Origin of the sequence: Nonomuraea sp. ATR24 (assembly GCF_041950485.1) — a bacterium.
Classification (GTDB): Bacteria; Actinomycetota; Actinomycetes; order Streptosporangiales; family Streptosporangiaceae; genus Nonomuraea; species Nonomuraea ceibae.
The window spans coordinates 50,248-75,856 of sequence record NZ_JBGNUU010000023.1; the positions used below are offsets into that span (position 1 = coordinate 50,248).

The 25,609-nt window shown below is 74.2% G+C and carries 20 protein-coding genes; 12 read left to right on the top strand and 8 right to left on the bottom strand.

Annotated features, from left to right (window positions below; genetic code table 11):
• Positions 1 to 70: 70 nt before the first annotated feature.
• Together ACBI99_RS37885 and ACBI99_RS37890 are read left to right on the top strand one after the other, a co-directional pair.
• Positions 71 to 559 (top strand): cupin domain-containing protein, encoded by a 489-nt coding sequence (locus ACBI99_RS37885; protein ID WP_219518279.1) that lies wholly within the window; start codon positions 71 to 73, stop codon positions 557 to 559.
• Positions 556 to 1,920 carry an MFS transporter gene (locus ACBI99_RS37890; RefSeq protein WP_375074683.1) on the top strand — a complete coding sequence of 455 codons (1,365 nt, stop codon included), beginning with the start codon at positions 556 to 558 and terminating at the stop codon, positions 1,918 to 1,920. Before ACBI99_RS37885 ends, ACBI99_RS37890 begins: the two co-directional genes overlap by 4 nt.
• On the opposite strand, the gene ACBI99_RS37895 is transcribed toward ACBI99_RS37890, so the two are convergent.
• Positions 1,880 to 2,425 (bottom strand): hypothetical protein, encoded by a 546-nt coding sequence (locus ACBI99_RS37895; protein WP_246647159.1) that lies wholly within the window; start codon positions 2,423 to 2,425, stop codon positions 1,880 to 1,882. The two genes, ACBI99_RS37890 and ACBI99_RS37895, sit on opposite strands and share 41 nt — an antisense overlap.
• Positions 2,426 to 2,524: 99 nt before the next feature.
• Between ACBI99_RS37895 and ACBI99_RS37900 the strand changes: the two genes are divergently transcribed.
• From ACBI99_RS37900 to ACBI99_RS37915, 4 genes are read left to right on the top strand one after another with little or no spacing between them, the layout of a single operon-like run.
• Positions 2,525 to 7,711, top strand: a complete 5,187-nt coding sequence (locus ACBI99_RS37900) for a tetratricopeptide repeat protein (RefSeq protein WP_375074684.1) — start codon at positions 2,525 to 2,527, stop codon at positions 7,709 to 7,711.
• A gap of 46 nt (positions 7,712 to 7,757) precedes the next feature.
• Entirely contained in the window at positions 7,758 to 8,468 is a 711-nt protein-coding gene (locus ACBI99_RS37905; RefSeq protein WP_219508043.1) for a TetR/AcrR family transcriptional regulator, read from the top strand.
• A gap of 1 nt (position 8,469) precedes the next feature.
• Positions 8,470 to 10,965, top strand: a complete 2,496-nt coding sequence (locus ACBI99_RS37910; protein WP_375074685.1) for a PEP/pyruvate-binding domain-containing protein — start codon at positions 8,470 to 8,472, stop codon at positions 10,963 to 10,965.
• A gap of 40 nt (positions 10,966 to 11,005) precedes the next feature.
• Positions 11,006 to 11,434, top strand: a complete 429-nt coding sequence (locus ACBI99_RS37915) for an SRPBCC domain-containing protein (RefSeq protein ID WP_219508041.1) — start codon at positions 11,006 to 11,008, stop codon at positions 11,432 to 11,434.
• A 35-nt stretch (positions 11,435 to 11,469) separates the two neighbouring features.
• On the opposite strand, the gene ACBI99_RS37920 is transcribed toward ACBI99_RS37915, so the two are convergent.
• The 6 genes from ACBI99_RS37920 to ACBI99_RS37945 all read right to left on the bottom strand — a co-directional run bounded on the left by ACBI99_RS37920 (position 11,470) and on the right by ACBI99_RS37945 (position 17,839).
• Entirely contained in the window at positions 11,470 to 12,855 is a 1,386-nt protein-coding gene (locus ACBI99_RS37920) for a GH1 family beta-glucosidase (RefSeq protein WP_375074686.1), read from the bottom strand.
• A gap of 6 nt (positions 12,856 to 12,861) precedes the next feature.
• Positions 12,862 to 13,023, bottom strand: coding sequence for a hypothetical protein (locus ACBI99_RS37925; RefSeq protein ID WP_375074687.1), 162 nt, complete (start codon positions 13,021 to 13,023; stop codon positions 12,862 to 12,864).
• Between the two features lie 94 nt (positions 13,024 to 13,117).
• Positions 13,118 to 15,100 (bottom strand): beta-galactosidase, encoded by a 1,983-nt coding sequence (locus ACBI99_RS37930; protein ID WP_375074688.1) that lies wholly within the window; start codon positions 15,098 to 15,100, stop codon positions 13,118 to 13,120.
• A complete protein-coding gene (locus ACBI99_RS37935) occupies positions 15,097 to 16,131 on the bottom strand; it encodes a LacI family DNA-binding transcriptional regulator (RefSeq protein ID WP_375074689.1) in 1,035 nt (344 codons plus the stop codon). Before ACBI99_RS37935 ends, ACBI99_RS37930 begins: the two co-directional genes overlap by 4 nt.
• 88 nt (positions 16,132 to 16,219) lie before the next feature.
• A complete protein-coding gene (locus ACBI99_RS37940; RefSeq protein WP_372455378.1) occupies positions 16,220 to 16,867 on the bottom strand; it encodes a response regulator in 648 nt (215 codons plus the stop codon).
• Positions 16,868 to 16,873: 6 nt separating this feature from the next.
• Positions 16,874 to 17,839 carry a histidine kinase gene (locus tag ACBI99_RS37945; RefSeq protein WP_219508035.1) on the bottom strand — a complete coding sequence of 322 codons (966 nt, stop codon included), beginning with the start codon at positions 17,837 to 17,839 and terminating at the stop codon, positions 16,874 to 16,876.
• A 238-nt stretch (positions 17,840 to 18,077) separates the two neighbouring features.
• On the opposite strand from ACBI99_RS37945, the gene ACBI99_RS37950 reads away from it, so the two are divergent.
• Both ACBI99_RS37950 and ACBI99_RS37955 read left to right on the top strand, forming a co-directional pair.
• Positions 18,078 to 19,364: an SLC13 family permease gene (locus ACBI99_RS37950; RefSeq protein WP_219508034.1), complete on the top strand. Its 1,287-nt coding sequence runs from the start codon at positions 18,078 to 18,080 to the stop codon at positions 19,362 to 19,364.
• Entirely contained in the window at positions 19,364 to 21,097 is a 1,734-nt protein-coding gene (locus tag ACBI99_RS37955) for a potassium/proton antiporter (protein ID WP_375074690.1), read from the top strand. Before ACBI99_RS37950 ends, ACBI99_RS37955 begins: the two co-directional genes overlap by 1 nt.
• 92 nt (positions 21,098 to 21,189) lie before the next feature.
• Here ACBI99_RS37955 and ACBI99_RS37960 read toward each other — a convergent pair whose 3' ends face one another.
• On the bottom strand, positions 21,190 to 21,951 hold the full coding sequence (locus ACBI99_RS37960; protein ID WP_219508030.1) for an IclR family transcriptional regulator: 762 nt from the start codon (positions 21,949 to 21,951) through the stop codon (positions 21,190 to 21,192).
• 129 nt (positions 21,952 to 22,080) lie between these two features.
• On the opposite strand from ACBI99_RS37960, the gene ACBI99_RS37965 reads away from it, so the two are divergent.
• Genes ACBI99_RS37965 through ACBI99_RS37980 form a run of 4 tightly spaced genes read left to right on the top strand, consistent with a single transcriptional unit; the run spans position 22,081 to position 25,492 of the window.
• Entirely contained in the window at positions 22,081 to 22,734 is a 654-nt protein-coding gene (locus ACBI99_RS37965; protein WP_219508028.1) for an ABC transporter permease, read from the top strand.
• Positions 22,721 to 23,719, top strand: a complete 999-nt coding sequence (locus ACBI99_RS37970; RefSeq protein ID WP_308125883.1) for an ATP-binding cassette domain-containing protein — start codon at positions 22,721 to 22,723, stop codon at positions 23,717 to 23,719. The genes ACBI99_RS37965 and ACBI99_RS37970 overlap by 14 nt, the downstream gene beginning before the upstream one ends.
• Positions 23,709 to 24,476, top strand: a complete 768-nt coding sequence (locus tag ACBI99_RS37975; protein WP_219508026.1) for an ABC transporter permease — start codon at positions 23,709 to 23,711, stop codon at positions 24,474 to 24,476. The genes ACBI99_RS37970 and ACBI99_RS37975 overlap by 11 nt, the downstream gene beginning before the upstream one ends.
• A gap of 47 nt (positions 24,477 to 24,523) precedes the next feature.
• Positions 24,524 to 25,492, top strand: coding sequence for a glycine betaine ABC transporter substrate-binding protein (locus ACBI99_RS37980; RefSeq protein WP_357591974.1), 969 nt, complete (start codon positions 24,524 to 24,526; stop codon positions 25,490 to 25,492).
• The last annotated feature ends 117 nt before the right edge of the window (positions 25,493 to 25,609 follow it).

A 25,609-nucleotide genomic window follows, 5' to 3' on the forward strand; every position in this document is an offset into this window, starting at 1 on the left:
GTCATAACCGCTTCTGGTTCACGGCTTGTTCCCGGGATCGAATGAACCCCGAACCTGAAGGGAAACGGATATGACCACATCGCAGGCTCATGTCGTGCACGCCGGGGCGGCGGAGGTCGTCGGCCTCCCCGGGGGCGGGGCGTTCACGTTGCTCACCGACGCGAGCGCCACCGGGGGCGCGCTCGGCGCCAACCGGCTCACGCTGGGGCCGGGCCGCGACGGCGCCAGGCCGCATCACCACGCGCTCTCCACCGAGTTGTTCTACGTCCTGGACGGGGCGCTGGAGTTCCTGCTCGGCGAGGAGGCGGTGACCGTCGCGGCAGGCGGGCTGGTCGTCGTGCCGCCGGGGCTGGTCCACGCGTTCGGCGCGGCCCCGGGGACGGGCGCCGAGCTGCTGTCCGTCCTGACGCCGGGCGTCGAGCGGTTCGGGTACTTCCGTCAGCTCGCCAGGATCCAGCACGGCTCGGCGTCCTTCGACACTCTGCTGCCGGAGCAGGAGCGCTACGACGTGCACTTCGCGGACGCCGCCGCCTGGACGTCGCCGCGGAGCTCCCGATGACCGCCGCGCCCGTCGCCGCGACCGGGGCGGCGGCCATCGGGCCGGTCTCGACGGCCGTGCGGCTCGGCGGCCTGTTCGGCCCGGCGATCTTCGGCGTCACGGCCGCCGCCGTGGCCCTGCCCGAGGTCGCCGCCGAACTGCGCGCCGGGCCCGCCCAGGTCGCCTGGGTGCTGACCGCGCACGCGCTCGCGCTCGGCGTCGGCACCGCCGTGTCCGGGCGGCTGGCCGACTCCCGGGGAGCGCGCCTCACGCTGCTGATCGCCTCGCTGACGCTCGCCGCCGGCGCGCTCGTGTGCGTCCTGGCGCCGTCCCTCGGCGTCCTGGTCACCGGCCGGCTGCTGCTGGCCGCCGGGTCCGGCGGCGCGTCGGCGGTCGCCGTCGCGCTGCTCGCGGGCGTGGCCCCCGGTGAGCGCCCGCGCGTGCTCGCCGGGTACGGCGTCGTCCTGGCGCTCTTCGCCTCCGGCGCGACGCTGCTCGGCGGGCTGGTGACGACCGGGCTGAGCTGGCGCGCCACCCTCGTGCTGCCGGTGCTGTCGGTCCTGGCCGTGCCGTTCTGCCTGCGCCTGGCCGTGCGCCCCGGCTCGCGCCGCCCGCTCGACGTCACCGGGGCCGCCGCGCTGACCGTGACCGTGAGCACGCTGATCGTGCTCATCCAGGCCAGGACGCTCAAGCTCGGCCTCCCCGTGATCCTGGCGCTCGCCATGGTGCTCGTGCTCGCCGCCGCCGCGCTGGCCTGGTGGACCGCCCGGCGGCCGGACGGCTTCGTGCCGCGCCAGGTGATCGGCGACGGGGCCTGCCGGATCGCCGCCGCGATCGGCGCGGGCGTCTTCGGCGCCCTGTTCGCCGCCATGTACGTGATCCCGCAGTTCCTGGCCGCCACGTACGGGTGGAGCGTCCTCATGGTCGGCCTGGCGCTGCTGCCCGGCGCCGTGGTCGGCGCGGTGCTGTCACGCCGCGCCGGACGCCTCGGGGCGCGCGGGGCCCGCCTGCTGCTGGGCGGCACCGCGCTGGCGGCGGCGGTCGCCCTGGCCGTCACCGCGACGGGCTGGGGAGGACCGTGGCCCGCCGTGGCGGCGGCCTCGATGAGCCTCGCCGCGTTCGCTGTCACCCAGGTCGTGATCACCGGCGAGATGTCGGCGCGGCTGCCGCTCCCGCTGCGCGGGGCCGGGATGGGGCTGCTCAACCTGACATTCTTCGTCGGCGGCGGCGTGGGCTCCGCCGTCGCCGGGGCGCTGTCGGACGCGATGCCGCTGCACCGCACGCTGATGGTCGTCGCCCTCTTCCCGCTCGCCGCCGCCGTGGTCGCCGTGACCCGCGCGCCTAACCGAGCTGGTCCAGCACCGGCCCCACCACGTCGTTGAGCGTGCGGGCCAGCACCGACACGGCCCGCACGGCGCTCTCCTCGACCCTGTCGTGCGGGCCCTCCGGCTCGGGCGGCAGCCCGTCGAGCGGCACCGGCACCTCGATCAGCAGGCTCGCCCGCAGGAACGGGTGCCGGGCCAGGTCGCGCTGGGTCGGCTCGACGTACTGGCCGAACGTCTCCTGCCAGCCCAGCCAGCCCCGGTCGCGCCACCACGCCCGCGTCCGCGTCAGCTCGGCCGGCAGCGGCGACACGACCCTGATCCGCGCGTTCAGCGTGCCGTCCCAGGTGTTGCGCACACAGGTCGCGTCGAGCACGCGGCGGTCCCAGCGCACGTAGCCCGGGGACAGCGACGGCGGAGTGGCCAGCCGCCAGGCCGCGCATGCGAACCGCACCGGCGCGATGTCGCCCCAGTCGAACGCCTCCAGGCTCTTGCGCACGTGCGCCGCGTAGCGCCCGTCGCGCTCCCTGTCGAACTCCTGGTCGATCCAGAACGCCTTGGCCATGTCCTCCACCGTACGACCCGCTCAGTGTGCCGAATGCCCTGTGACGCGAGTGACACGTGTGTAGTTTTTTCACTTTATAGGTGACTAAGGAGTGACTACATGACGTCAGAACGGCTCGTGCCCGCCATGAGGAGCTGGGAAGCGGGGGACCTCGACCAGGCGGCCGTGCTGTTCCGGGAGATCGCCGCGACCGGCGACCCCGAGGCGTCACACCTGCTGGCCTCCCTGCTGGAGGAGGCCGGTGACCTCGACGGCGCCGAAGCCGCGCACCGGTCGGTGATCCAGTCGGGCGACCCGGTGTTCGGCCAGCGCTCGGCCATGGCCATGGGCCTCATGCTGGTCGCCGCCCGCGAATGGCCGGCCGCGCACCGGGTGCTGGGCATCGCCGCCGACGGCGCCGACTTCGAGGTCGCCGCGCTCGCCGAGACGGCGCTCGTCCTGGTCTGCACCGAACTGGGCGACCTCGCCGGCGCCGAAGCCGCCCTGGAACGGGCCCGCCGCTGCGACAGCCCCGCCGTCGTCGAACTCGCCGGCCGCCTCGAACTGCCCGACTTCACCCCGGCCGGCACCGCCACCCCCGCCGAACTGTACGAGGCCGCCGAGGACGAGGACGACTACCGGCGCCTCCTCACCTGCGGCGACCCCGAGACCGTGTCGCGGACCGCGTTCCGCCTCTACCAGCACTACGCCGACGAAGAGGACTTCGAGGCCGCCCGCGAAGTGTGCGAGCACGCCATCGCCGCCGGGTCCGCCGCCCACCTCGCCACCGCGTACAAGCTGCTCGGCGCCGTGCTCGTGGACCTCGGCGAGTACGCCGAGTCCGTCGCCGCCTACGCCAGGGCCGCCGAGGACCCCCGGCCCGGCATCCGCCTGCCCGCCCTCCTCGAACAGGCCAAGGTCATCGCCCAGCTCGGCGACGAGGACGCCACCAAGGCGATCTTCCACCGGGTGATCGCCAGCGGCCAGCGCGAGTACGCCGTCGAGGCCCACGCCTGCCTGGCCCAGATGCACACCGAGGCCGGCGAGGTCACCGAGGCGCTGACCCACCTGCGCCCCGTGCTCGACGCCGGCGAGTCCCGCTGGTCGTCCGTCGGCGTCACCCTCCTGTCGATGCTGCTGGACGCCCACCCCGGCGCGTACGAGGACCTCATGGAGCTGGTACGCGCCGCCGCCGGGCACCCCGACCCCGACACCGCGTACAAGGCCGGGCTGCTGCTCGACCTCGACGCCCGCCGTCAGCCCCTCCCCGACCCCGCCGAGGAACAGGCCCTCCAGGACGCCGACGCCGGCCTCGCCCGGCTGCAGGCCGGCGACCTGCCCGAAGCCCGGCGGCTCCTCCGCCGCGCCGCCGACGCCGGCGGGCCAGAACAGCCGGTACGCGCCATGGTCATGCTCGCCGAGCTGGAACTCGGCGAAGGCGACCGCGAGCAGGCCGACGAACTGCTGTCGTACGTGGCCGAAGGCGAACACGTCATGCAGGGCTTCAGCGCCACCTTCCTGCTGCACCTGCTGCGCGCCTCCGGCGACCGCCTGCACCCCGTCCTGGAGGCGATCGTCGACCACCAGCGGCTCGGCCGCGAGGAGGGCCTGCTCCGCTACCGCGCCGCCGCCCGCCACCCCGACCCCGCCGTCGCCGCCATCGGCACCGCCGTCCTCGCCCAGGTGCTCGCCTCCATCGGGTACGACCTGTCGGAAGCGGCCGGGCTCTTCCGCGAGGCCGCGGGCGGCGGCGACCCGTTCGCGCTCTCCTACACGGCGGCCGTCTTCAAGGAGATCCTCCTCGCCCACGACCGGCACGACGAGGCCGCCGACCTGCTGCGCCGCGCCCGCGCCGACGGCCACCCCGCGCTCGCCCCCTGGGTCGCGTACGCGCTCGGCGGGCTCGCCGGGGACGACCTGGCCGAGGCGCGGGCCGCGTTCACCGAGGCCCTGGAGACCCGCCACGCCGGGCTGCGCCGCGAAGCCGCCACCCGGCTGGCCCAGGTGCTCGAACGCCAGGGCGACCTCCTGGCCGCCTGCCGCCTCTACGAGCGCGTCCCCGGCGCCCGCAACGCCGCCCTCCTCGGGCTCACCCGGCTCCGTCTCGACGACCTCGACGGCGCCCGCGCCGCCTTCGCCCAGCTCCCGGCCCCCTCTGCCGACGCCGACGCCGGCGAGCTGGGGCGGTTCGGCAGGAACCTGCTGGAGCGGGACTTCGCCGCCGCCGAACGCGCGATGACCGCGCTGCCCTCCGAGGGCGGCCTCTGGATGGCCACCCTGCTGGCCATGCAGGCCGCCCACGCCTGGCAGCGGACCGGCGACCCCGCCGCTGCCGGGGCCGCCCTCTCTCTGGTGCTGACGGCCGGGCAGGAGGAGAGCCGCCAGGAGGCCGCCCTGTACCTCGCCGCCCTGCGCGACGACGCCGGTGACACCCGCGGCGCGATCGCCGCCTGGGAGCTCGCCGCCACCGGCGACGACCCCGCCCTCGCCGCCACGGCCCTCCGCGCCGCCGGCCACGCCCTGCTGACCCACCCCACCCCCACCACCCCCACCCCCACTGGGGGGACACCCGAGGAGGAGGCGGCCACCCCCTCCGGGGAGGCGGCCCCCCTCGGCGGGCCGGTGGCCACCGGGGGGACGGCCCAAGGGCCGCTGGTCTCCGGTCTTCCCGCCGTGGGGACGCCCGCGGAGGAGGCGGCCGTCCCCTCCAGAGAGGCGGGTCCCTTCGGTGAAAGACAGGGGTGGGAGGAGGCGGTCGGGGCGTTTGAGAGGGCGTTGGAGGTGGAGCCGGGGGATCAGCGGGCCGTGCTGGGGCTGGGGGAGGCGCTGGTGGCGGCGGGGCGGACGGAGCGGGCCGGGGAGGTGCTGGCGGAGGCGTTCGGGAGCGGGGCGCCGCTGCATCTGGCCGCCTTCCTGCGGGCGTACGGGCACCGGGACGAGGCGGTCGCCGTAGCCGGCGAGCTGGCGGTCCGGGAGCCGGGGGAGGCGCCGGTGGCCGAGGGGGCGAGGCTGCTGGGGGAGATGCTGGCCGAGGCGGGGGAGACGGCGGGGGCGCGGGAGGCGTTCGAGCGGGCGGTCGCGGCGGACCCGGAGGGGGCGGGGGCGACGCTGGTGTGCGCCGGGGTCAGCCTGGAGCGGGCGGGCGATGCCGAGGGGGCGCGGATGGCGTTCGAGGGGGCGGCGCGGGACGCCGACCCGTGGGCGGCGCGCGCGGGGCGGGCCCGGCTGGGCACGGCGAGCGCGGAGGAGCTGCCGTGGGGGCTGCTGGCGCTGGGGGACGAGGAGGGCGCGCTGGCCGCCCTGGCCGGGACGGCCGGCAGCCGGGAGGCGGCGGAGCTGACGCTGGCGCTGCACCGCGAGGACGTCGCCACCGTGCGGCGGCTGCTGACCGCGCGCCCGTCGCAGGAGGCGTTCGCCGGGACGCTGCGGGCGGCGGCCGAGAGGGGGGAGGCGGCCGAGGAGCTGTACCGGCTGGTCGTCGAGCTGGCGGAGCCGGCCGTGGCGGCGGAGGCCAGGGTGGGGCTGGGCCGGCTGCTGTCGGACGACGGCCGGCACTGCCGGGCCGAGCTGTGCCTGCTGCCCGCGACGCGGGAGGCGGCCACGGCGGGGGCGGCGTGGCGCGCGGTCGGGATCGCCCGGCGGCGGCGCGGGGATCTGACGGGCGCGGTGGAGGCCGTGCGTGAGGCGATGCCGGACGCGGCCGTACAGCTCGCGGAGCTGCTGGAGGAGCTCGGGGACGCGGACGGCGCGCGGGCGGCGCTGGGCGAGGGCGCCGCGGCGGGTGACCTGGAGAGCCTGCGTCACCTGCTGGTGCACCTGCTGGAGCGGGGCGAGTACGACGCGATCCCGGCGCAGGCGGAGCGGGCCGTGGCGACGGGTGATCCGCAGACCGTGGCGATGGGCCACTGGGTGTGGGGTGACGCCTGCCGGTCCACGGGTGACCTGGCGGGCGCGGTGAAGCTGTACCGGCTGGCGATGGAGGCGGGGGACCCGGACGTGGTGCCGGGCGTGCGCGGCGACCTGGCGCAGGCGCTGCGGGCACGGGGTGACGGCGGCGCGGCGGCCGAGCAGGCGTGGCTGGCCATCGAGACCGGCGACCCGGAGACCGCGGCGCGGGCGGGCGTCAACCTGGGCTGCTGGCTGCACGAGGACGGCGACCCGCTGGGCGCGGCCGACGCCTTCGCCGCCGCGCTCCAGGCGAGTGAGCAGCCGGGCGAGCCGCAGGGGGCGGCGGGGACCGCGCTCGGGAACCTCGCCGTGCTCGCGCGACAGGCCGCCGGGCGTGGCGAGCACCAGCTCGCCGCGCAGGTGCTGTCGCGGATGGGACGGCACGCGGGCGAGACGGCGCGCGAGCTCGGGGCGGCGTGCGACGATCCGGCGGCCGTGCGGGGCTACTTCGAGCTGGCCGGGCACGGCCCGGTGACGGAGCTGGAGATCGCCGGGCGGCTGGCGGAGCTGGGGCGGACGGCGGAGGCTCGGGCGGTGTACGAGCGGCTGGGCGGTGACGAGGACCCGGACGTGCGGTTCGTGGCGGGCGGCAGGCTGCTGGAGCTGCTGGAGGAGCAGGGCGACGAGGACGCCTTCTACAGCCTGGCCGAGCGGCAGGCGGGTGACGCCGAGAGCCCGGCGCGGGCGATGTTCGGCAGCCTGCTCGGCATGCTGCAGGAGCGCCAGGGTGACACGGAGGCGTCGCTGCGGACGTTGCGGGCGGCGGCGGAGTCAGGCGCGCCGCCCGCGCTGACGGCGCTCGCGCAGGCGCTGGCCGGCGACGGTCAGGTGGCCGAGGCCAGGCGGGTGTACGAGCGCGTCGTCGCCGGCGAGGACGCGGAGCTGGCCGTGCGGGCGATGGTGGCGATCGGGCACACCTATCACGACGACGACCCGGGCCTGGCCAGGGAGTGGTACGTCCGGGCGGTCGAGTCGGGGGCTGGGCACGCGAGCGCGCTGGGCGCGATGTACCTGGGCGCGCTGGCCAAGCGGGAGCGCGACTTCCCCGAGGCGCTCGGCTGGTACCAGCGGGTGATCGACGCGGGCGACCCGGAGTCGGGCATGGCCGCGGCGCACCTGGGCGAGCTGTGTTACTGGCTGGGTGATCTCGACGGCGCGCTGCGCTACTACGAGCTAACACTGGGCCTGACGGACCGGCCGGAGCTGGTCGCGGAGGCGGCCTGCCGGGCGGGCGAGATCCGCTACCGGCACGGTGACCTGGCCGCCGCGGGGGTGCTGCTGGCCCGGGCGGTGGAGACGGGGGACGAGACGTTCGCCGGGGAGGCGGAGGCGCTGCTCGGTAAACTTGCGGTTAATTAAATGACGTCATAGTCTCATCCAGTCAAACATTTATGGGGTGAGGCTGATGGGCAAGGCAGGACGACCGCCCCTGGACCCGGCGCGCCAGCTCGAACGGGCGCACCGGATCCTCGACGCGGCAGCCGAGCTGATCCTGCGCTGGGGCTACGACAAGACCACGATCGACGACGTGGCCGGGCAGGCCGGGGTCGCCAAGGGCACCATCTACCTGCACTGGCGCACGCGCGACGCGCTCTTCTCCGCGCTGCTGCGCCGCGAGCGGGTGCTGATGGTCCAAGAGGTGCGCGAGGCGGCCCCGGCCACGCTCCGGGAGCTGGTCGGCGCGCTCGCCGCCGCGCTGCTGCGGCGCCCGCTGATGAGGGCGCTGCTCGTCGGCGACCGCGAGGTGCTGGGCAAGCTCCGCGCGCTGAAACAGGACAGCCCGGCGACCCCGCTGCTCAGCGACGCCTTCGAGGACTATCTCGGCAGGCTCGACCGGCAGGGCGCCCTCCGTCCCGGCCTGACCGGCCAGGAACGGCTCACGGTCCTCGGGTCGGTGCTCTACGGGTTCGTGATCTCGCAGCCGATGATGCCCGAGCCGCCGGCCGCCGACCGGCTCGCGGAGCTGATCGCCGACACCGCCGACCGGGCGCTGTGCACCGACGGGCCGCCCGGCGACGCCGCCGAGATCGCCCGCGCCACCCTGGACTACCTCGACTCCGTCGAGGCGATCGCCCGCGGCAAGCTGGCCGGCTCCCTCGGCCTTGAGGAGGTGTGACGTGCGGACCGTGCTCCCCCTCGGCGACGAAGCCGCCGACCTCGCCACGGCGGGCGGCAAGGGCGCGTCGCTGGCGAAGCTGACCAGGGCCGGGCTGCCCGTCCCGGGCGGCTTCCACATCACCACCGGCGCCTACCGCGCGTTCGTGTCGGCCTTCCGCGACGAGATCGACCCGGGCGACCCCGCCGCCGTCGCGGAGCTGTTCGCCCGGCACGAGATCCCCGGCGACCTGGCCGCGAGCATCCGGGCCGCCTACGAGGCGCTGGGCGACGGGCTGGGCGACGGCGTGCCGGTGGCGGTGCGGTCGTCGGCGACGGCCGAGGACCTGCCGGGCATGTCGTTCGCCGGCCAGCAGGACACCTACCTCAACATCCGGGGCGACGGCCTGCTCGACGCCGTCAGGCGGTGCTGGGCCTCGCTGTGGAACGCCCGCGCGATCGCCTACCGCGAGCGGAACGGCGTCCCCCACGACGACGTGGCGCTGGCCGTCGTCGTCCAGGAGCTGGTGGACGCCGACGCCGCGGGCGTCATGTTCACCGCCAACCCCGTCACCGGGGCGCTCGGCGAGACCGTGATCAACGCGTCCTGGGGGCTCGGCGAGGCGGTCGTGGGCGGCCAGGTGACCCCCGACACGGTCGTGGTGACCTCGGGCGCCGTGACGGAGGCCCGTACCGGGGACAAGGCCGTGATGACCGTGCGGACCGAGGGCGGCACCGAGGAGCGGCCGGTCCCCGAGGAGCTGCGGCGGGCGGCGGTGCTCGACGAGGCGCAGGCCGTCGAGCTGGCCGCGCTCGGCGCGCGGGTGCAGGAGCTGTACGGCACGCCCATGGACGTGGAGTGGGTCCGGCGCGGCGGCGCGTTCGCGATCGTCCAGGCCCGCCCGGTCACCGGCGTCAAGCCGCGCACGGAGGAGTGGAACGACAGCCTCAGGGGCGACTACCTGTGGACCGGCGGCAACCTCGGCGAGGCCATCCCCGACGTGATGACGCCCGCGACCTGGTCGTTCGTGCGGATGTTCATCCACGAGGCGATGTCGGCCTCCACGCTGCCCGGCTTCGACCTGGTCGGCAACATCGGCGGACGCTTCTACATGAACCTCAGCGTGACGTTCTCCGTCGCCCGCGCGCTCGGCATGTCGGGCCGGCTGAGCGCCGTGGAGCAGGTGTTCGGCAGGCTGCCGGCCGGGCTGGAGCCGCCCATGCTCGACGTCTCCCGGTGGCGGATCGTCAAGGCGGTCGTGCCGATGGCGCTGGCCATCCGCAAACGGGTGCGCGAGCACCTGCGGGCCATGCCCGCCTTCCTGGCCGGGGCCGCCCGGCGCGGCGAGGAGCTGCGCGCACGGGTCGCCGCCACCGCCACGCCCGCCGAGCTGGACGCGCTCTGGTCACGCGAGATCGAGCCGTACTTCGTCACCGCCTGCCGCATGCTGGAGGCCGCCGGGCGGCAGGGCGGCTCGACGCTCGTCTACACGCGCGACAACCTGCGCAGGCTGGTGGGCGAGGCCGACGCCGAGGCCATGCTGACCGGCGTCAACAGCGACGGCGAGCTGGCCAGCCTCGGCCTGCTCACCGGGCTCGGCCGGCTGGCCAGGGGCGAGATCACCAGGGACGAGTTCGCCCGCGCCTACGGGCACCGCGGGCCGCACGAGTTCGAGGTGTCGATGCCGCGCCCCGGCGAGGACCCCGGCTGGATCGACGCCCAGCTCGCCGGGCTGCGCGACCTGCGTGAGGACACCCGGGCGCTGCTCGCCCGCCAGGAGAAGGCCCGCGAGGCCGCCTGGGCGCGCTTCGCCGAGCGCCATCCGCGCAGGCTCGCCGGGATGCGGGCCAGGGTGCGCCGGTGGAACGCGGTGGTGCGCGACCGGGAGGCCACGCGGTCGGAGGTCATCCGGGCGTTCTGGGTGCTGCGCGCCTTCGTGGTGCGTGCCGGTGAGCTGACCGGGCACGGCGACGCGCTGTTCTTCCTGGCGGTGGAGGAGATCCTCGACGTGCTCGGCGGTGACGCCGCCGCCCTGGCGAACGTCCCCGTACGGCGTGCCACCTACGAGCGTTACGCGGCGCTGCCGCCGTACCCGGCGCTGATCGTCGGCCGGTTCGACCCGGTGCGCTGGGCGGCCGACCCGGACCGGCGCGCCGACCTGTACGACGCGCGCGGCGGCGGCACGCCGGTCAGCGACACGGTGACCGGCTTCCCCGGGGCTCCCGGCGTCGTCGAGGGCGTGGCCCGGGTGCTGTCGGGGCCGGAGGACGGCGACCGGCTGAAGCCGGGTGAGATCCTGGTGACCACGCTGACGAACGTCGGCTGGACGCCCATGTTCCCGCGCGCCGCCGCCGTGGTGACCGACATGGGCGCGCCTCTGTCGCACGCCTCGATCGTGGCCCGCGAGCTCGGCATCCCGGCCGTGGTCGGCACCGGCAACGCCACCATGCGGCTGCGCGACGGCGACCGGATCCGGGTGGACGGCGAGCGGGGCACGGTGGACCTGTTGGGGGGCTGACAGGAGTGGCTGAAAGCCCGCATACGTGTATAACTGCGCCATGCGGACCATCAGCGTTCCTGTCGACATCAAGGCGTCCCCCGAGCGGGTGTGGGAGGTCATCGCCGACTTCGCCGCCTACCGGGAGTGGAACCCGTTCATCCGGGAGGCGGCCGGCGAGGCCCGGGAGGGCACCACGCTCGCGCTGCGGATGTTCCCCGAAGGAGGCAGGCCGATGAGCTTCCGCCCCAAGGTCCTGCGCGCCGAGCCGGGGCGGGAGCTGCGCTGGCTGGGCAACCTCATCGTGCCCGGCCTGTTCGACGGCGAGCACGCCTTCGAGCTGAGCGCGACCGGTGACGGCACGCGGATGGTGCAGAGCGAGCGGTTCAGCGGCCTCCTCGTGCCCCTCTTCGGCAAGGTCGTCGCGCGGGCGGAGGGCGACTTCGCCCGGCTGAACGAGGCCCTGCGCCGGCGGGCCGAGGAGACCTGACGGGCCGGGCCCCCGGCGTCCGGGGGCCCGGCGGGTCACAGGCCGTTGGCCGCGACCACGTCCCGATACCAGTGGGCGCTGTCCTTCCAGGTGCGCTCCATCGTGTCGCGGTCGACGCGGACGACGCCGAACCGCTTGGCGTAGCCGTGCGCCCACTCGAAGTTGTCCATCAGCGACCACAGGAAGTAGCCGCGCACGTCGGCCCCGCCCTTGATCGCCTCCAGCACGGCCGTCAGGTGCCGCCGCAGGTAGTCGACGCGGTCGGCGTCGTGCACCCGGCCGTCGGCGCCGACCGGGTCGGGGAACGCGGCGCCGTTCTCGGTGATCATGACGGGCAGCGCCGGGTAGTCGCGGCGCAGCCGCAGCAGCAGCTCCGTCAGGCCGGTCTCGTCGATGTTCCACCCCATCTCGGTGTACGGGCCGGGCTGGCGGACGAACTCGACGTCCTCGCAGCCGATCCACGGTGACGCCGTGCCGTCCGCGTGCCCGTCGGCCGTGTCGCGCGCGCCGCCCCGGTCCCACTGGCGTACCAGGATCGGGTTGTAGTAGTTGATCCCCAGCACGTCGAGCGGCGCGGCGGCGGTGGCCTCGTCGCCGTCGCGCACGAACGACCAGTCGGTCACCGAGGCGGTGTCGTCGATGAGGTCGCGCGGGTAGGCGCCGTCGAGCATCGGCCCGAGGAAGGCCCGGTTGGCCACCGCGTCGACGCGGCGGACGGCGTCGGCGTCACGCTCGGACACGCCGCGCGTGTGGTGCAGGTTGAGCGTCACCGACACCTGCGCCGTGGCCGGGATCACCTCGCGCAGCGCGCGGGCGGCCAGGCCGTGGCCGAGGTTGAGGTGGTGCAGCGCGGCCAGGGCGGCGGCCGGGTCGGTGCGGCCGGGGGCGTGCACGCCGGAGGCGTAGCCGAGGTAGGCCGAGCACCACGGCTCGTTCAGCGTGATCCAGGTGTGCACCCGGTCGCCCAGGGTCTCGCCCATGCGGCGCGCGTACTCGCCGAACCGGAGCGCGGTGTCGCGGGCCGGCCAGCCGCCGGCGTCCTCCAGCTCCTGGGGCAGGTCCCAGTGGTAGAGCGTGGCCACGGGGGCGATGCCGCGCTCGCGCAGGCCGTCGACCAGGCGGGAGTAGAAGCCGAGCCCGGCCTGGTTGAGCCGGTCGCCGCCGCCGGGCAGCACGCGCGGCCAGGAGATGGAGAACCGGTAGGCGCCCACGCCGAGCCCGGCCAGGATGTCGAGGTCCTCGTCGAGGCGGTGGTAGTGGTCGCAGGCGAGGTCGCCGGTGTCGCCGCCGGTCACCAGGCCGGGCGTGTGGGAGAAGGTGTCCCAGATCGAGGGGCCGCGGCCGTCCTCGTTCCAGGCGCCCTCGACCTGGTAGGCGGCCGTGGCCGTGCCCCACAGGAAGTCGTCGGGGAAGGTGGGCATGGGGGGTCACTCCTCGGTGGTCAGGACGATCTCGATCTGATCAGTGTCGCCGCCGGCGGTGACGCGCACACCCGGGTGCGTGACGCCGGCGATGGCCAGGTTCCAGCGGACGGGCGCGCCCTCGGTGCGGCGGGCGCGCACCCGGAGCGTCCCGCCGTCGGCGGTCACGTCGTGGGCCGCGTGGGCGTACGCGCCCCGCGTCCCCGGGGCGCATGCGCCAGTAGCCGTCCTCGAACTTCATGTCGTCCGTCTCCGAGAGGGATCAGCAGGGCCGCAGCGCCACGACGTCCTGCGGGGCGAGCGTGACGTGGCCGGCCACGGCGGACCCGGTCAGCAGGTCCTCCGACGGCTCGGGAACGGGCACGCGCACGGCGCCGCCGCCGTGGTTGAGCAGGAACAGCACGGGACCGCGCCGTACCGCCTCGACGCCGGGCGGCAGGCCGGGCAGCACGCCGGTGACGCCCGCGTCGGCGAGCAGCCGGCCGGTCAGCTCGCCCAGCGCGTCCTGATCGGGCAGCGTCGCCAGGTACCAGGCGGCGCCGTCGCCGGTCGCGTGCCGCAGCACGGCCGGGCCGCCGTCGTCGAAGGCCGCGACCGTCTCGGCGCCCTCCGCGCGCACGAGCTCCGTCCAGGTGTGCGCGGTGAACGCGCCGCCGTCGCTCCAGCGGCAGCCGACCGGCCCGTCGACGGGCCGCCACTCCTCGCCGGACGCGCCCAGCACCTCGCGCAGCGGCGCCGGGAAGCGGCCGGTGCGGACGTGCGCCCGTGGATCGACGATCCCGGAGAACGGCCCGACCAGGAGCACGCCGCCGCCGCGCGCGTACGCGGTGAGCGAGGCGGCGTCGCGGTCGCTGATCAGGAAGAGGTTCGGCACCAGGACCAGCGCGTATCGGGACAGGTCGGCGGACGGCGGGACCACGTCGGCGCTCACCCCGCGCTCCCACAGCGGCCGGTAGTGCGCCAGCAGCCGCTCGACCGGGTCGAGCCGGTCGCTGGGCAGGTCGCCCTCCTCCAGCGCCCACCAGCTCGGCCAGTCGTGCACGAGCGCCACCCGCGACTCCACCCGGGCGCCCGCCACGCCGGCCAGCCGGCGCAGTTCGGCGCCGTGCGCGCGGACCTCGGCGTGCAGCCGCGTGTCCGGCCCGGCGTGCGGCACCATCGCGGCGTGGAAGCGCTCCGCGCCGGACCGCGAGGCCCGCCACTGGAAGTAGCACGAGCCGTCGGCGCCGCGCGCCACCGCCTGCAGCGACTCCAGCCGCAGCCGGCCGGGCGGTTTGGGGAGGTTGTGCGGGCGCCAGTTGACCGCCGAGGTGGCCTGCTCCATCAGCATCCACGGCCGCCCGCCCGCCAGGCCGCGCATCAGGTCGTGGGTCAGCGCCGCGCGCACGGCGGCCAGCGGGTCGGCCGGGTCGGGGTAGTGGTCGTCGGAGACCACGTCCTCCTCGGGCGCCCAGGTCCAGTAGTCGACGGGCTTGAAGAAGCCCATGAAGTTCGTGGTGACGGGGATGTGCGGGGTGCGGGCGCGCAGCACGTCGCGCTCGGCCCGGAAGTGCGTGAGCAGCGCGTCGGAGCCGAACCGCCGGTGGTCGAGCCGCTGCGACGGGTTGACCAGGTACGGCGTGCGGCGCGGGGTGAGGATCTCGTCCCAGTCGCTGTAGCGCTGGCTCCAGAACGCGGTGCCCCACGCCTCGTTGAGCGCGTCCAGGTCGCCGTAGCGCTCGCGCAGCCAGGCGCGGAAGGCGGCCGCCGCGTCGTCGCAGTGGCAGAACTGCCCGTACTCGTTGCCCACGTGCCACATCGCCAGCGCCGGATGCCCGGCGTAGCGGTCGGCCAGGTCGCTCACCAGGGCCAGCGCCCGCTCCCGGTAGACCGGCGACGACACGCAGAACTGGTTGCGCGCCCCCCACCAGAGCCGGTGCCCCGACTCGTCCACCGGCAGGGTCTCCGGCCACCGGCGCCCCATCCACGGCGGCGGCGAGGCGGTCGGCGTGGCCAGGTCCACCGCGATCCCGGCCCCGGCCAGCAGGTCGAGCACCCGGTCCAGCCAGCCGAAGTCACGCGCGTCCGGCTCCGGCTCGATCCGCGCCCAGCTGAACACGCCGACGGTGACCAGGTTGACCCCGGCCGCCCGCATCAGCTCGGCGTCCTCCCGCCAGACCTCCTCCGGCCACTGCTCGGGGTTGTAGTCGCCGCCGAAGAGCAGGCCGCGCCCGTCCGTCAGGGAGTGCAGGCCGGGGCGGGTCACCGGGCGGCCGATCCGCGGGCGGCGGGCGCCGCAGAGCTGTCGCCGACGACCAGCCGGCAGGGCACCAGCCGCTGCCGGGGCTCCCGGTCGCCGTCCTCCAGCCGGTCGATGAGCATGCCGGCGCCGAGCCGGCCCAGCTCGGCGCTCGGCGGCTCCAGCGTGGTCAGCCGGGGGTGGAACATCTCGGCCACCCGCGACGACGACAGCACCAGCATCAGCGTCAGGTCGTGGGGGACGCGCCCGCCCCGCGCGGCCACGGCGGAGATCACCCCGACGGCGGCCTGGTCGCTCATCACGGCCAGCGCGGTCACCTCCGGGTGGGCGGCCACGAGCCGCCCGTACGCCTCGCGGCCCTCGTCGGCGGTGGAGGCCCGCAGGTCGCCCACGTAGCCGAGCCCCGCCTGCGCCGCGGCGGCGGCGAACTCCCCGGCGGCGCGGATCGCCGGGCCGTACTGCTCCGCGTAGGCGCCGGGGGCGTGGCCGAAGAACGCCAGCGAGCGGTGCCCGAGCCCGGCCACGTGGGCGACGGCGTCGGCGGCCGTCCGGGCGAAGTCGATGTCGGCGTGGTCGACGCCGTCCGGCTCGCGGGTGCGGCCGATCATGGCGACCGGCACCCCGGCCCCGGCCAGCCACTCCACCCGCTCGTCGTCGAGCCTGACCTCCATCACGAGCACGCCGTCGACCAGGCCGAGCCCGGTCAGGTGGCGCAGCTCCTCGACCGGGTCGTCGCGCTCGGGGGAGAGCAGCAGGTGGTAGCCGCGCTCCTTGGCCGCCTCGGCCGCCGCGGTGGCGAACTGCATCTCGGTCAGGCCGAAGCCGTGGTGCGGGGCCGGGAACAGCAGCGCCAGGATGCGCGTGCGCTTGCTCACCAGGCCCCGGGCCAGCGCGTTCGGCCGGTAGCCGAGGTCGGCCGCCGCCTGCTCGATCCGCCTCCTGGTCTCCGCCGCCACCGGGCGGGTGCCGTTCAGCGCGGCCGAGGCCGTGCTGACCGCCACCCGCGCCCGCTCGGCCACCTCACGTAGCGAACTCATCACACCCCGGCCCGGATCAGCGTGTCGAAACGTTTCGCATGAACGTATTGGCCGGTTTGTGGTGATGTCAACGGCCGGGTGAAGAGGCTCAGGGTTCGATGAGCCCCGCGCGGATCGCGTAACGGGTGAGCTCCAGCCGGTCGCGCATGCCGAGCTTGCCGAGCACGTTCGCGCGGTGCCGGTCGACGGTCTTGACGCTGATCACCAGCAGGTCCGCGATCTCTTTGGAGGAGTGCCCTTCGGCGATGAGCTTGACGATCTCCTCCTCGCGCGGCGTCAGGATGCTGGCGGGCAGGCTCTCGCGCTGGTCGTCACGGCGCAGGTAGTCGCGGATCAGCGCGGTGACCGCGCCCGGGTAGAGGAACGGCTCGCCGCGCATCGCCGCCCGGCACGCCTCCAGCAGGTCGCGGTCGGCCACCGACTTGAGCACGTAACCGCTGGCCCCGGCCCGGAGCGACTCGAACAGGTACTGCTCGTTGTCGTACATCGACAGCATGAGCAGCCGGACCTCCGGCGCCCGCCGGGAGATCTCCCTGGCCGCCTGGATGCCGGTCATGCGCGGCATCGCGATGTCCAGGATCGCCAGGTCGACGCCCTCGGTGGCCAGCTCGACCGCCTCGGCGCCGTTGCCCGCCTCGGCCACCACCGTCAGGTCGGGCTCGGCGTCCAGGATGAGCCGCAGGCCCTGGCGCACCAGGGCGTGGTCGTCGGCGAGCAGGATGCGGGTGGGTGCCACGATCGGTCAGTCCCCTTCCTCGACCGGTACGGCCAGGCGTACGGCGGTGCCGCCCTCGGGCGGATGCTCGATGGACAGCCGGGCGCCGATCAGCAGCGCGCGTTCGCGCATGCCGATGATGCCCGCGCCCTCGTGGATCGGGCCGCCGCGCCCGTCGTCCACGATCGACAGCAGCACCCCGCCGGGCCGCCTGACCAGCGACAGCTCCACCCGCGACGCGCCGGCGTGGCGGGCGACGTTGGTCAGCCCCTCCTGCGCGATGCGGTAGACGACCAGCTCGGCCTCGCCGCCCAGCGGCGGCAGCCGCGCGTCGAGGCGGCGGGTCACGGGCACGCCGGGGAAGTCGGCGGCCAGCGCGTTGAGCGCGCTGATCAGGCCCAGGTCCTCCAGCACGCCGGGCCGCAGCCGCCTGGCCACCTGCCGCACCTCGTCCAGGCTGGAGCGTACCGTCTCCTGGATCGTGCGCAGCTCCTCGCGCAGGTCGTCGGGCGCCCGGTCGGCGGTCCGCTTGAGCGCGAGGAGCACCACGGTCAGGCTCTGGCCGATCTCGTCGTGCAGCTCGCGGGCGATGCGCTGCCGCTCGCCCTCCTGCGCGGCCAGGGCGTGCGCGCTGGCCGCCGTCCGCTCGGCCTCCAGCCGGTCGAGCATCGCGTTGAACGTGCGCACCACGTCGGTGAGGTCGCCGTTGCCCCCGTCGGGCATCCGGTCGGTGGGTCGCAGCAGGTCGACCCGGCGCATCAGCGCGGTGAGCGCGCCGAGCGGCGCCAGGCTGCGGCGCAGCAGCAGCGCGTTGGCCGCCATGATCAGTGCCAGGCCGACGATCAGCACCGGGATCTCGGTCACCCGCACCAGCGGGGACACGGTGGCGGGGGAGAGGGCCAGCACCAGCGTCCCGGCGGTGAACACCAGCCCGTTGATCGCGATCACCCGCCGGAACAGCGCCTGCACGGGGCTCCGCCGTTGGTCGCTCATGCCCCCCAGCCTCACCGTCGGACGGCCCGGCCGTCCATCCGGTCCAGCACTCATCCTTGCCCGCGCGCGCCTACATGATGCCCACCGGCAGAGATGGGTGTCAGACCCGATGTCCGGATCGTCCCTCATTGTCGAGACTTGATGTTCCCGCCTTGATCTGGAGGACCGTCATGTCTCGCCTGTCACCATCATCACCCCGCACGTCCCGGGAGCGTACCGGCCCGCCGGGGCGTGTGCGATGACCGGTGCACTCGCCCTGACCGTCTTCGTGGTGGCGTTCTTCTTCATCGCCACCGAGAAGGTGAACAAGGTCAAGGTGGTGCTCGTCGCCGCCGGCCTCATGGCGGTACTCGGGCTGATCCCCGGAGCTCAGGTGTTCTTCTCCGAGCACGAGGGGATCGACTGGAACGTCATCTTCCTGCTCTTCGGCATGATGATCATCGTCGGGATCATCAAGCAGACGGGCGTCTTCGACTTCCTGGCCATCTGGGCCGCGAAGAAGTCGCAAGGCAGGCCGTACCGGCTCATGGTCATGCTGATGGCCATCACCGCGATCGCCTCGCCGTTCCTGGACAACGTCACCACGATCATGCTGGTCGCGCCCGTCACCGTCATGGTGTGCGACCGCCTGCACATCCCGGCCCAGCCGTACCTCATCGCCGAGGTCCTCGCCTCCAACATCGGCGGAGCCGCCACGCTCATCGGGGACCCGCCCAACATCATCATCGGCAGCCGGGCCGGCCTGACGTTCAACGACTTCCTCGCGCACATGGCCCCGGTCGTGGTCATCGTCTTCCTGGTGTTCCTGCTGCTCACGCGGGTGCTGTTCCGCAAGTCGTTCGTCTACAACCCCGACCGCGTGGCCGAGGTCATGGCGCTGCAGGAGCGGCGCGCGATCACCGACCCGCGCCTGCTCGTCCGCTGCCTGGTCGTGCTCGGGCTCGTCGTCGTCGGGTTCGGGCTGCACGCCGTCGTGCACGTCGAGCCGTCCATCGTGGCGCTCGTCGGCGCCGGCGTGATGATGCTCGTCGCCCGCGCCGACACCGGCGAGACGCTGCGCGAGGTCGAATGGCCCACGCTGGTGTTCTTCATGGGCCTGTTCGTCATGGTCGCCGGGCTCGTCAACACCGGCGTCATCGCCACCGCGGGCGAGTGGGTGATCAGCGCCGTCGGCGACAACTACTTCGGCGCGGCCACGTCGCTGCTGTTCGGCTCGGCCGTGCTCGGCGCGTTCTTCGACAACATCCCGTACGTCGCCACCGTCGCGCCGATCGTCGAAGGGCTCGTCGCCCAGGCGCCCGACCCGGCCACCGGGCAGGCGATCTGGTGGGCGTTCGCGCTCGGCGCCGACTTCGGCGGCAACGGCACCGCGGTCGCCGCCAGCGCCAACGTCGTCGCGCTCGGCATCGCCGCGCGCTCCGGGCACCGGATCTCCTTCTGGGAGTTCACCCGGTACGGGCTGCTCGTCACCGCGATCACCTCGGTGCTGGCATGGGTCTACGTCTGGCTGCGGTACTTCCTCTGATGACGCTGCCGGAGCTCTACGTCGTGCTGCTCGCCGGCGGGCTCGTGCTTTTGGCCGGCATCGCGGCGGTACGCACCGCCAGCCGGCTCGGCCTGCCCAGCCTGCTGCTGTTCCTCGGGCTGGGCATGGTCATCGGCGAGGACGTGCTCGGCGTCCGGTTCGACGACGCCCAGCTCGCCCAGACGCTCGGCACCTGCGCGCTGGCGCTCATCCTCGTCGAGGGCGGGCTCAGCACCCGCTGGACGGACCTGCGCACGCTGCTGGCCCCGTCGGCGATGCTGGCCACCCTCGGCGTCGCCGTCAGCGTGCTGGTCACCGCCACCGGCGCCCACCTGCTGCTCGGCCTCGACTGGCAGCTCGCGCTGCTGCTCGGCGCCATCGTCTCCTCCACCGACGCCGCCGCCGTGTTCGCCGTGCTGCGGACGCTGCCGCTGCCCCGGCGGCTGGCCGGGATGGTCGAGGCCGAGTCCGGGTTCAACGACGCGCCGACCGTCATCCTGGTGCTGGTCTTCAGCAGCGCCGCCGGGGTGCCCGACTTCGCCGTGATAGGCGGGCAGGTCGTCTACCAGATCGCCGCCGGGGCCGCCGTCGGGCTGCTCGCCGGCTGGGGCGGCGTCGCCGCGCTGCGCTACGTCGCACTGCCCGCCACCGGGCTGTACCCGCTGGCCACGCTCGGGCTGGGCGTCATCGCCTTCGCCGCCGCGGGCGCGCTGAACGCCTCCGGGTTCATGGCCGCCTACCTGTCCGGGATCGTGCTCGGCAACGCCGTGCTGCCGCACCGGGCCGCCACCCGCTCCTTCGCCGAAGGCGCCGGCTGGCTGGCGCAGATCGGGCTGTTCGTCATGCTCGGACTGCTCGTCGACCCGAGCGAGCTGCCCGCCGCGCTGCTGCCCGCCCTCGTCGTCGGGCTGGTGCTCCTGCTGCTCGCCCGGCCCGTCTCGGTGCTCGCCGGGCTGCTGCCCTTCCGGGTGCCGTGGCGGCACCAGGTGTTCATCTCGTGGGCGGGGCTGCGCGGGGCGGTGCCGATCGTGCTGGCCACGTTCCCGATCGTCGCCGGGGTGCCCGGCAGCGGGCACCTGCTCAACATCGTGTTCGTGCTGGTCGTCGTCTTCACCCTGATCCAGGGGCCCGCGCTGCCCGCGCTCGCCAGGCTGCTCGGCGTGACCCAGCCGGGCCAGGCCAGGGAGGTGGACATCGAGTCCGCGCCGCTCGACGTGCTCGACGCCGAGCTGCTCACGCTGACCGTGCCCGCCGGGTCGCGGCTGCACGGGGTGGAGGTGGGCGAGTTGCGGCTGCCCGCGCCCGCGGCCATCAGCCTCGTCATCCGCGACCGGGCCACGTTCGTGCCCGCGCCGGAGACGCGGCTGAGGGAGGGTGACGAGCTGCTCATCGTCACCACCGCCGCCTGCCGTGAGGCCGCCGAACGCCGCCTGCGCGCCGTCGGCCGCCGCGGCCGGCTGGCCCGCTGGCACGGCGAACACGGCGACCCCGCCGACCCGGCCGAAGCCTTAGCCCCGCCCCCCGGCCACCCGCCCGGCCACCCTCGCGCCGGGGAGCGGCCGCGGGACCGGCCGCGTGCTGGGGATCGGGCGTGCGCCGGTGACCGGCTGCGTGACGGATCCGGCGCGGGGGATCGGGCGTGCGCCGGTGACCGGGCTCCCGGGCCGCGCCGGAGCGCTCCCGGGGCGCTCACCCGTACGGGCCGCTCACCCGTACGGGACCCGTCCGGGTGAGGAGGGCGGCCCGTCAGCGGGACGGATGGCCGGACGCGGGACGGACAGGCCGCCGGTCAGCGGGGCAGCTGGCCGGGAGCAGGGCGGACAGGTCAGTGGGACGAGTGTCCGAGCGCGGTGGACAGGTCGCGGGCGGAGTCGGCGATCGCCCGGCCGATCTCCTCCAGCCGGGGCGCGGCCGGCACCCGGGCGAGGGAGACGCTGATCGCGGCGGCGATGAGGCCGCGGTGGTCGCGCACCGGGGCGGAGACCGCGGCGGCGCTGTCGTCGAGCTCGACGTCGCTGGCCACGTAGCCGAACGTGCGGGCGTGGTCGAGGTCGGCCATCCACTGCTCCTCGCCGCTGACCGCCGAGTCGAGCCCGGCGGGCAGCTTGGCGCGCAGCAGCTCGCGCACCCGCTCGGGCTCCCAGTCGGCCAGCAGCGAGCGGCCCGCCGCGGCCATGATCACGGGCACCGACACGCCCTCCCAGATGCGGTGGTAGGCGCGCGAGGACGGCATGGACACCAGCGTGAGCACCTGGTCGCCGCGCAGCACGCACAGGTGGGCGTCCTCGTCGAACGCGGTGGCCAGCCGGCGCAGGAACGGCGCCGAAACCTGGACGAGCCGCGCCTGCTGGCTGCGCGCCGCCAGCGCGAACAGCCGCCAGCCGAGCCGGTAGCGGCGGGTCACCGGGTCGCGCTCGACCATGCCCTCGCCCTCCAGCGCCCGCAGCGCCCGTGACACCTGGCTCTTCTCGCGGCCGAGCCGCTGCGCGATCCAGCTCACGCCGAACCCGTCGGTGTCGCGCTCATCACCGTGACCTGCGAGAACGTCGAGGATTTCGAGGTCTCGGCGAAGGCCTGCGGAAGACACGGGGAGCTTCTCGCTCATGCCCATCCGTTCATAACAACTGGGTTGCGCTCATCGCAACAGATTTTGCGATGAGCGCAACTAGCCATACGTTTACATTCCCATGCAACTGTAAGCGAAGGCGGTTACTTCATGACTTTCAGCGAGTACGTGGTCTCCCGATGGGACACCCTCTCGCTGGCTGCCGCCGAACACGCCCTGGTCGTGGCCGTCGCGATCGGCATCGCCACGGCCGTGGGCGTCGGCATCGGGCTCCTGACGTACGAGACCCCGAAAGCGCGTGGCGCCTCCCTGGCGCTGTCCGCCGGCATTCTGACCATTCCCTCCCTGGCCCTGCTGACCCTGCTCATCCCGTTCACCGGCCTCGGCTGGGGCTCCACGCTGATCGCGCTGACCGGGTACGCGTTCCTGCCGATCATCAGGAACACCGTGACCGGCCTGCGCGGCGTGGACGCCGCCACCGTCGAGGCCGGGCGGGGGATGGGCCTGAGCAGCGCGCGCGTGCTGCTGCGGGTGCGGCTGCCGCTCGCCTGGCCGCTGATCCTGGCGGGGGTGCGCATCTCCACGCAGATGCTCATCGGCATCGCCGCCATCGCGGCCTACGTCGACGGCCCCGGACTGGGCAACCAGATCTTCGAAGGGCTGGCGCGGCTGGGATCGGTCAACTCGCTCAACGCGACGCTCGCGGGCACGCTCGGCATCGTGGTGATCGCGGTGCTGTTCGACGCCGGCTTCTCCGCCGTCCGCCTTCTGACCACCCCGAGGGGGCTTCGTGTTCGACCGTGATCCCGCAGGCGTCCGCATCGAGCTGCGGGAGCTGACCAAGCACTACCCGGGGCAGCCCGCCCCAGCGGTCGACAACGTCAGCCTCGACATCCCGGCGGGCGAGCTCGTCGTCTTCGTCGGCCCGTCGGGCTGCGGCAAGACCACCACCATGAAGATGATCAACCGGCTGGTCGAGCCCACGTCCGGCCAGATCCGCATCGGCGGCCAGGACGTCCTCGGCCTGCACCCCGACGAGCTGCGCCGGCACATCGGCTACGCGATCCAGCAGGTCGGCCTGTTCCCGCACCTGACCGTCGGGCAGAACGTGGCGATGGTGCCCAAGCTGCTCGGCTGGCCGGCCGCCAAGGTGGCCGCCCGCGTGGAGGAGCTGCTGGAGCTGGTGAGCCTGGACCCCGGCACGTTCCGCGACCGCTACCCGCGCCAGCTCTCCGGCGGCCAGCAGCAGCGTGTCGGCGTCGCCCGCGCGCTGGCCGCGGACCCGCCGGTCATGCTCATGGACGAGCCGTTCGGCGCGACCGACCCGATCACCCGCGAGCACCTGCAGAACGAGTTCGCCAAGCTCCAGAAGCAGCTCCGCAAGACGATCATCTTCGTCACGCACGACTTCGAGGAGGCGATCCGGCTGGGCGACCGCATCGCGGTGCTGCGCGAGCGCTCGCACATCGCCCAGTACGACACGCCGGCCAACATCCTGGCCGCCCCGGCCGACGACTACGTGGCGGGGTTCATCGGCCAGGACGCCACGCTCAAGCGCCTGGCGCTGCTCAGGGTCGAGGACGTGCCGTACGAGAGCCCGCTGCCGGACCCGGCGCTGCCCGCGGTGGCGGCCGGCGCGACGCTGCGCGAGGCGCTGGACACGATGGTCGCGCACGCGGCGGACCGGTGCTCCACGCCGTCCGGCGTGATCACGTACGCCGCGCTGTGCGGCGCGGTGGGCACGGCCCATGAACAAGCCCCGGAGGAAGTGACCGCCGGTGACCGCTGAGACCCTCGCCGTCGGCACGGCCCGCACCCCCGCCCGCCCCTCCGGCCTGCGCCACCTGATCGCGCCCGCCGCCATCGCGGCGGCCCTGGTCACCCTGTACGCGTGGGTGAGCACACTGGAGCTGGACTCGATCGAGCGGCGCAGCCTCAACCAGGCGGTGCTCGTCGACAAGACCGTCGAGCACCTGCAGATGACGGTCGCCGCCACCGCCCTGGTCGTGGTGATCGCGATCCCGCTCGGCATCGTCGCCTCGCGCTCCAGGAACCGGTTCGTCACTCCGCTCATCCTCACCGCGGGCAACCTCGGCCAGGCGGTGCCGTGCATCGGGCTGCTGGTGCTGGCCACGTTCGTGCTGGGCGTCGGCTTCCAGACCGCGCTGGTCGGGCTCGTCGTCTACGCGGTGCTGCCGGTGCTGCGCAACACCATGGTCGGGGTGCAGCAGATCGACCCGGCCCTCATCGAGGCGGCCCGCGGCATGGGCATGACCAAGGGGCAGATCCTGCGCCGGGTCGAGCTCAAGCTGGCCGTCCCCGCCATCCTCGCCGGGCTGCGCACCGCCCTGGTGCTCACCGTCGGCGTCGCCACGCTGGGCGCGTTCGTGGCCGCCGGCGGCCTGGGCGAACTGATCATCAACGGGCTCAAGCTGAACCGCATGCCCGTGACCATCGTCGGCGCCGTGCTCACCGCGTGCATCGCGTTCTTCATCGACTGGCTCGGCGGGCTCGCCGAGAACCTGCTCAAGCCACGCGGCATCTGACCTGTCCGCCGATTTCGCCTGATTCACCAAGCAAGAGGTGTCTTTGCATGCTTTCCCGTCCCCTTCGCCAGACGTTCGCCCTGCTCGCCGCCGCAGCCCTGACCGTGACCGCCGCGGGCTGCGGCTCCACTGACGCCGTCGAGGCGTCCAGCGCGGGCGACGAACTGGAGGGCGCGACGTTCGTCGTCGGGTCAAAGGACTTCACCGAGAACATCATGCTCGGCAACATCGCCGTGCAACTGCTGAAGGCGCACGGCGCCGAGGTCGTCGACAAGGTCAACCTGGGCGGCACCGTCACCAACCGCAAGGCCCTCATGGCCGGCGAGATCGACCTGTACTGGGAGTACTCCGGCACCGGCTGGATCGAGCACCTGAAGAACACCACCCCGATCCAGGACCCGGCCGAGCAGTTCAAGGCCACCGCCGGCGCCGACCTGGAGAAGAACGGCGTCCGCTGGATCGGCCCCACCCCGCTGAACAACACCTACGCCCTGGCCATCCGCACCGAGAAGGCCCAGGAGCTCGGCGTCAAGACCGTCTCGGACGTGGCCGAGCTGGCCAGGACCAAGCCGGAGGAGGTCACGATCTGCATCGAGACCGAGTTCTCCACCCGCGACGACGGCCTGCCCGGCCTGTCCAAGGCGTACGACATGAAGATCCCCAAGGACCGGATCGCGCTGCTCGACACCGGCGTCGTCTACACCGAGACGGACAAGGGCGAGACCTGCAACTTCGGCGAGGTCTTCACCACCGACGGGCGCATCGCCGCGCTCGGCCTGACGGTGCTGGAGGACGACAAGAAGTTCTTCCCCGTCTACAACGCCGCCGTCACGATCAAGGACGACCTCTACAAGAAGCACCCGGCGCTGGAGAAGGTGCTGCAGCCGGTGATCGCCAAGCTGGACGACGCCACGATGCAGAAGCTCAACGCCCGCGTGGACGTCGACGGCGAGCAGCCGAAGAAGGTCTCGGCCGACTGGCTGGAGCAGAACGGCTTCCTCGGCGCGGCCTCCTGACCAGCGCTGATCGAAACATCGGTATACGTACGGAGGCACATACGTATTTCCCCGCCTCCGGGTAACGCCTAGCGTCACACGACAAGGCGACACGCTCGCTTTCACCCCCCACTTCCC

What these genes read in the sequence shown, in the direction of transcription:
- ACBI99_RS37895 (WP_246647159.1), bottom strand. Translation starts at nt 2,425, where the DNA reads ATGGCCAAGGCGTTCTGGATCGACCAGGAGTTCGACAGGGAGCGCGAC.
- ACBI99_RS37955 (WP_375074690.1), top strand. Translation starts at nt 19,364, where the DNA reads ATGACGCTGCCGGAGCTCTACGTCGTGCTGCTCGCCGGCGGGCTCGTG.
- ACBI99_RS37915 (WP_219508041.1), top strand. Translation starts at nt 11,006, where the DNA reads ATGCGGACCATCAGCGTTCCTGTCGACATCAAGGCGTCCCCCGAGCGG.
- ACBI99_RS37900 (WP_375074684.1), top strand. Translation starts at nt 2,525, where the DNA reads ATGACGTCAGAACGGCTCGTGCCCGCCATGAGGAGCTGGGAAGCGGGG.
- ACBI99_RS37965 (WP_219508028.1), top strand. Translation starts at nt 22,081, where the DNA reads ATGACTTTCAGCGAGTACGTGGTCTCCCGATGGGACACCCTCTCGCTG.
- ACBI99_RS37950 (WP_219508034.1), top strand. Translation starts at nt 18,078, where the DNA reads ATGACCGGTGCACTCGCCCTGACCGTCTTCGTGGTGGCGTTCTTCTTC.
- ACBI99_RS37885 (WP_219518279.1), top strand. Translation starts at nt 71, where the DNA reads ATGACCACATCGCAGGCTCATGTCGTGCACGCCGGGGCGGCGGAGGTC.
- ACBI99_RS37980 (WP_357591974.1), top strand. Translation starts at nt 24,524, where the DNA reads ATGCTTTCCCGTCCCCTTCGCCAGACGTTCGCCCTGCTCGCCGCCGCA.
- ACBI99_RS37890 (WP_375074683.1), top strand. Translation starts at nt 556, where the DNA reads ATGACCGCCGCGCCCGTCGCCGCGACCGGGGCGGCGGCCATCGGGCCG.
- ACBI99_RS37920 (WP_375074686.1), bottom strand. Translation starts at nt 12,855, where the DNA reads ATGCCCACCTTCCCCGACGACTTCCTGTGGGGCACGGCCACGGCCGCC.
- ACBI99_RS37905 (WP_219508043.1), top strand. Translation starts at nt 7,758, where the DNA reads ATGGGCAAGGCAGGACGACCGCCCCTGGACCCGGCGCGCCAGCTCGAA.
- ACBI99_RS37945 (WP_219508035.1), bottom strand. Translation starts at nt 17,839, where the DNA reads ATGAGCGACCAACGGCGGAGCCCCGTGCAGGCGCTGTTCCGGCGGGTG.
- ACBI99_RS37935 (WP_375074689.1), bottom strand. Translation starts at nt 16,131, where the DNA reads ATGAGTTCGCTACGTGAGGTGGCCGAGCGGGCGCGGGTGGCGGTCAGC.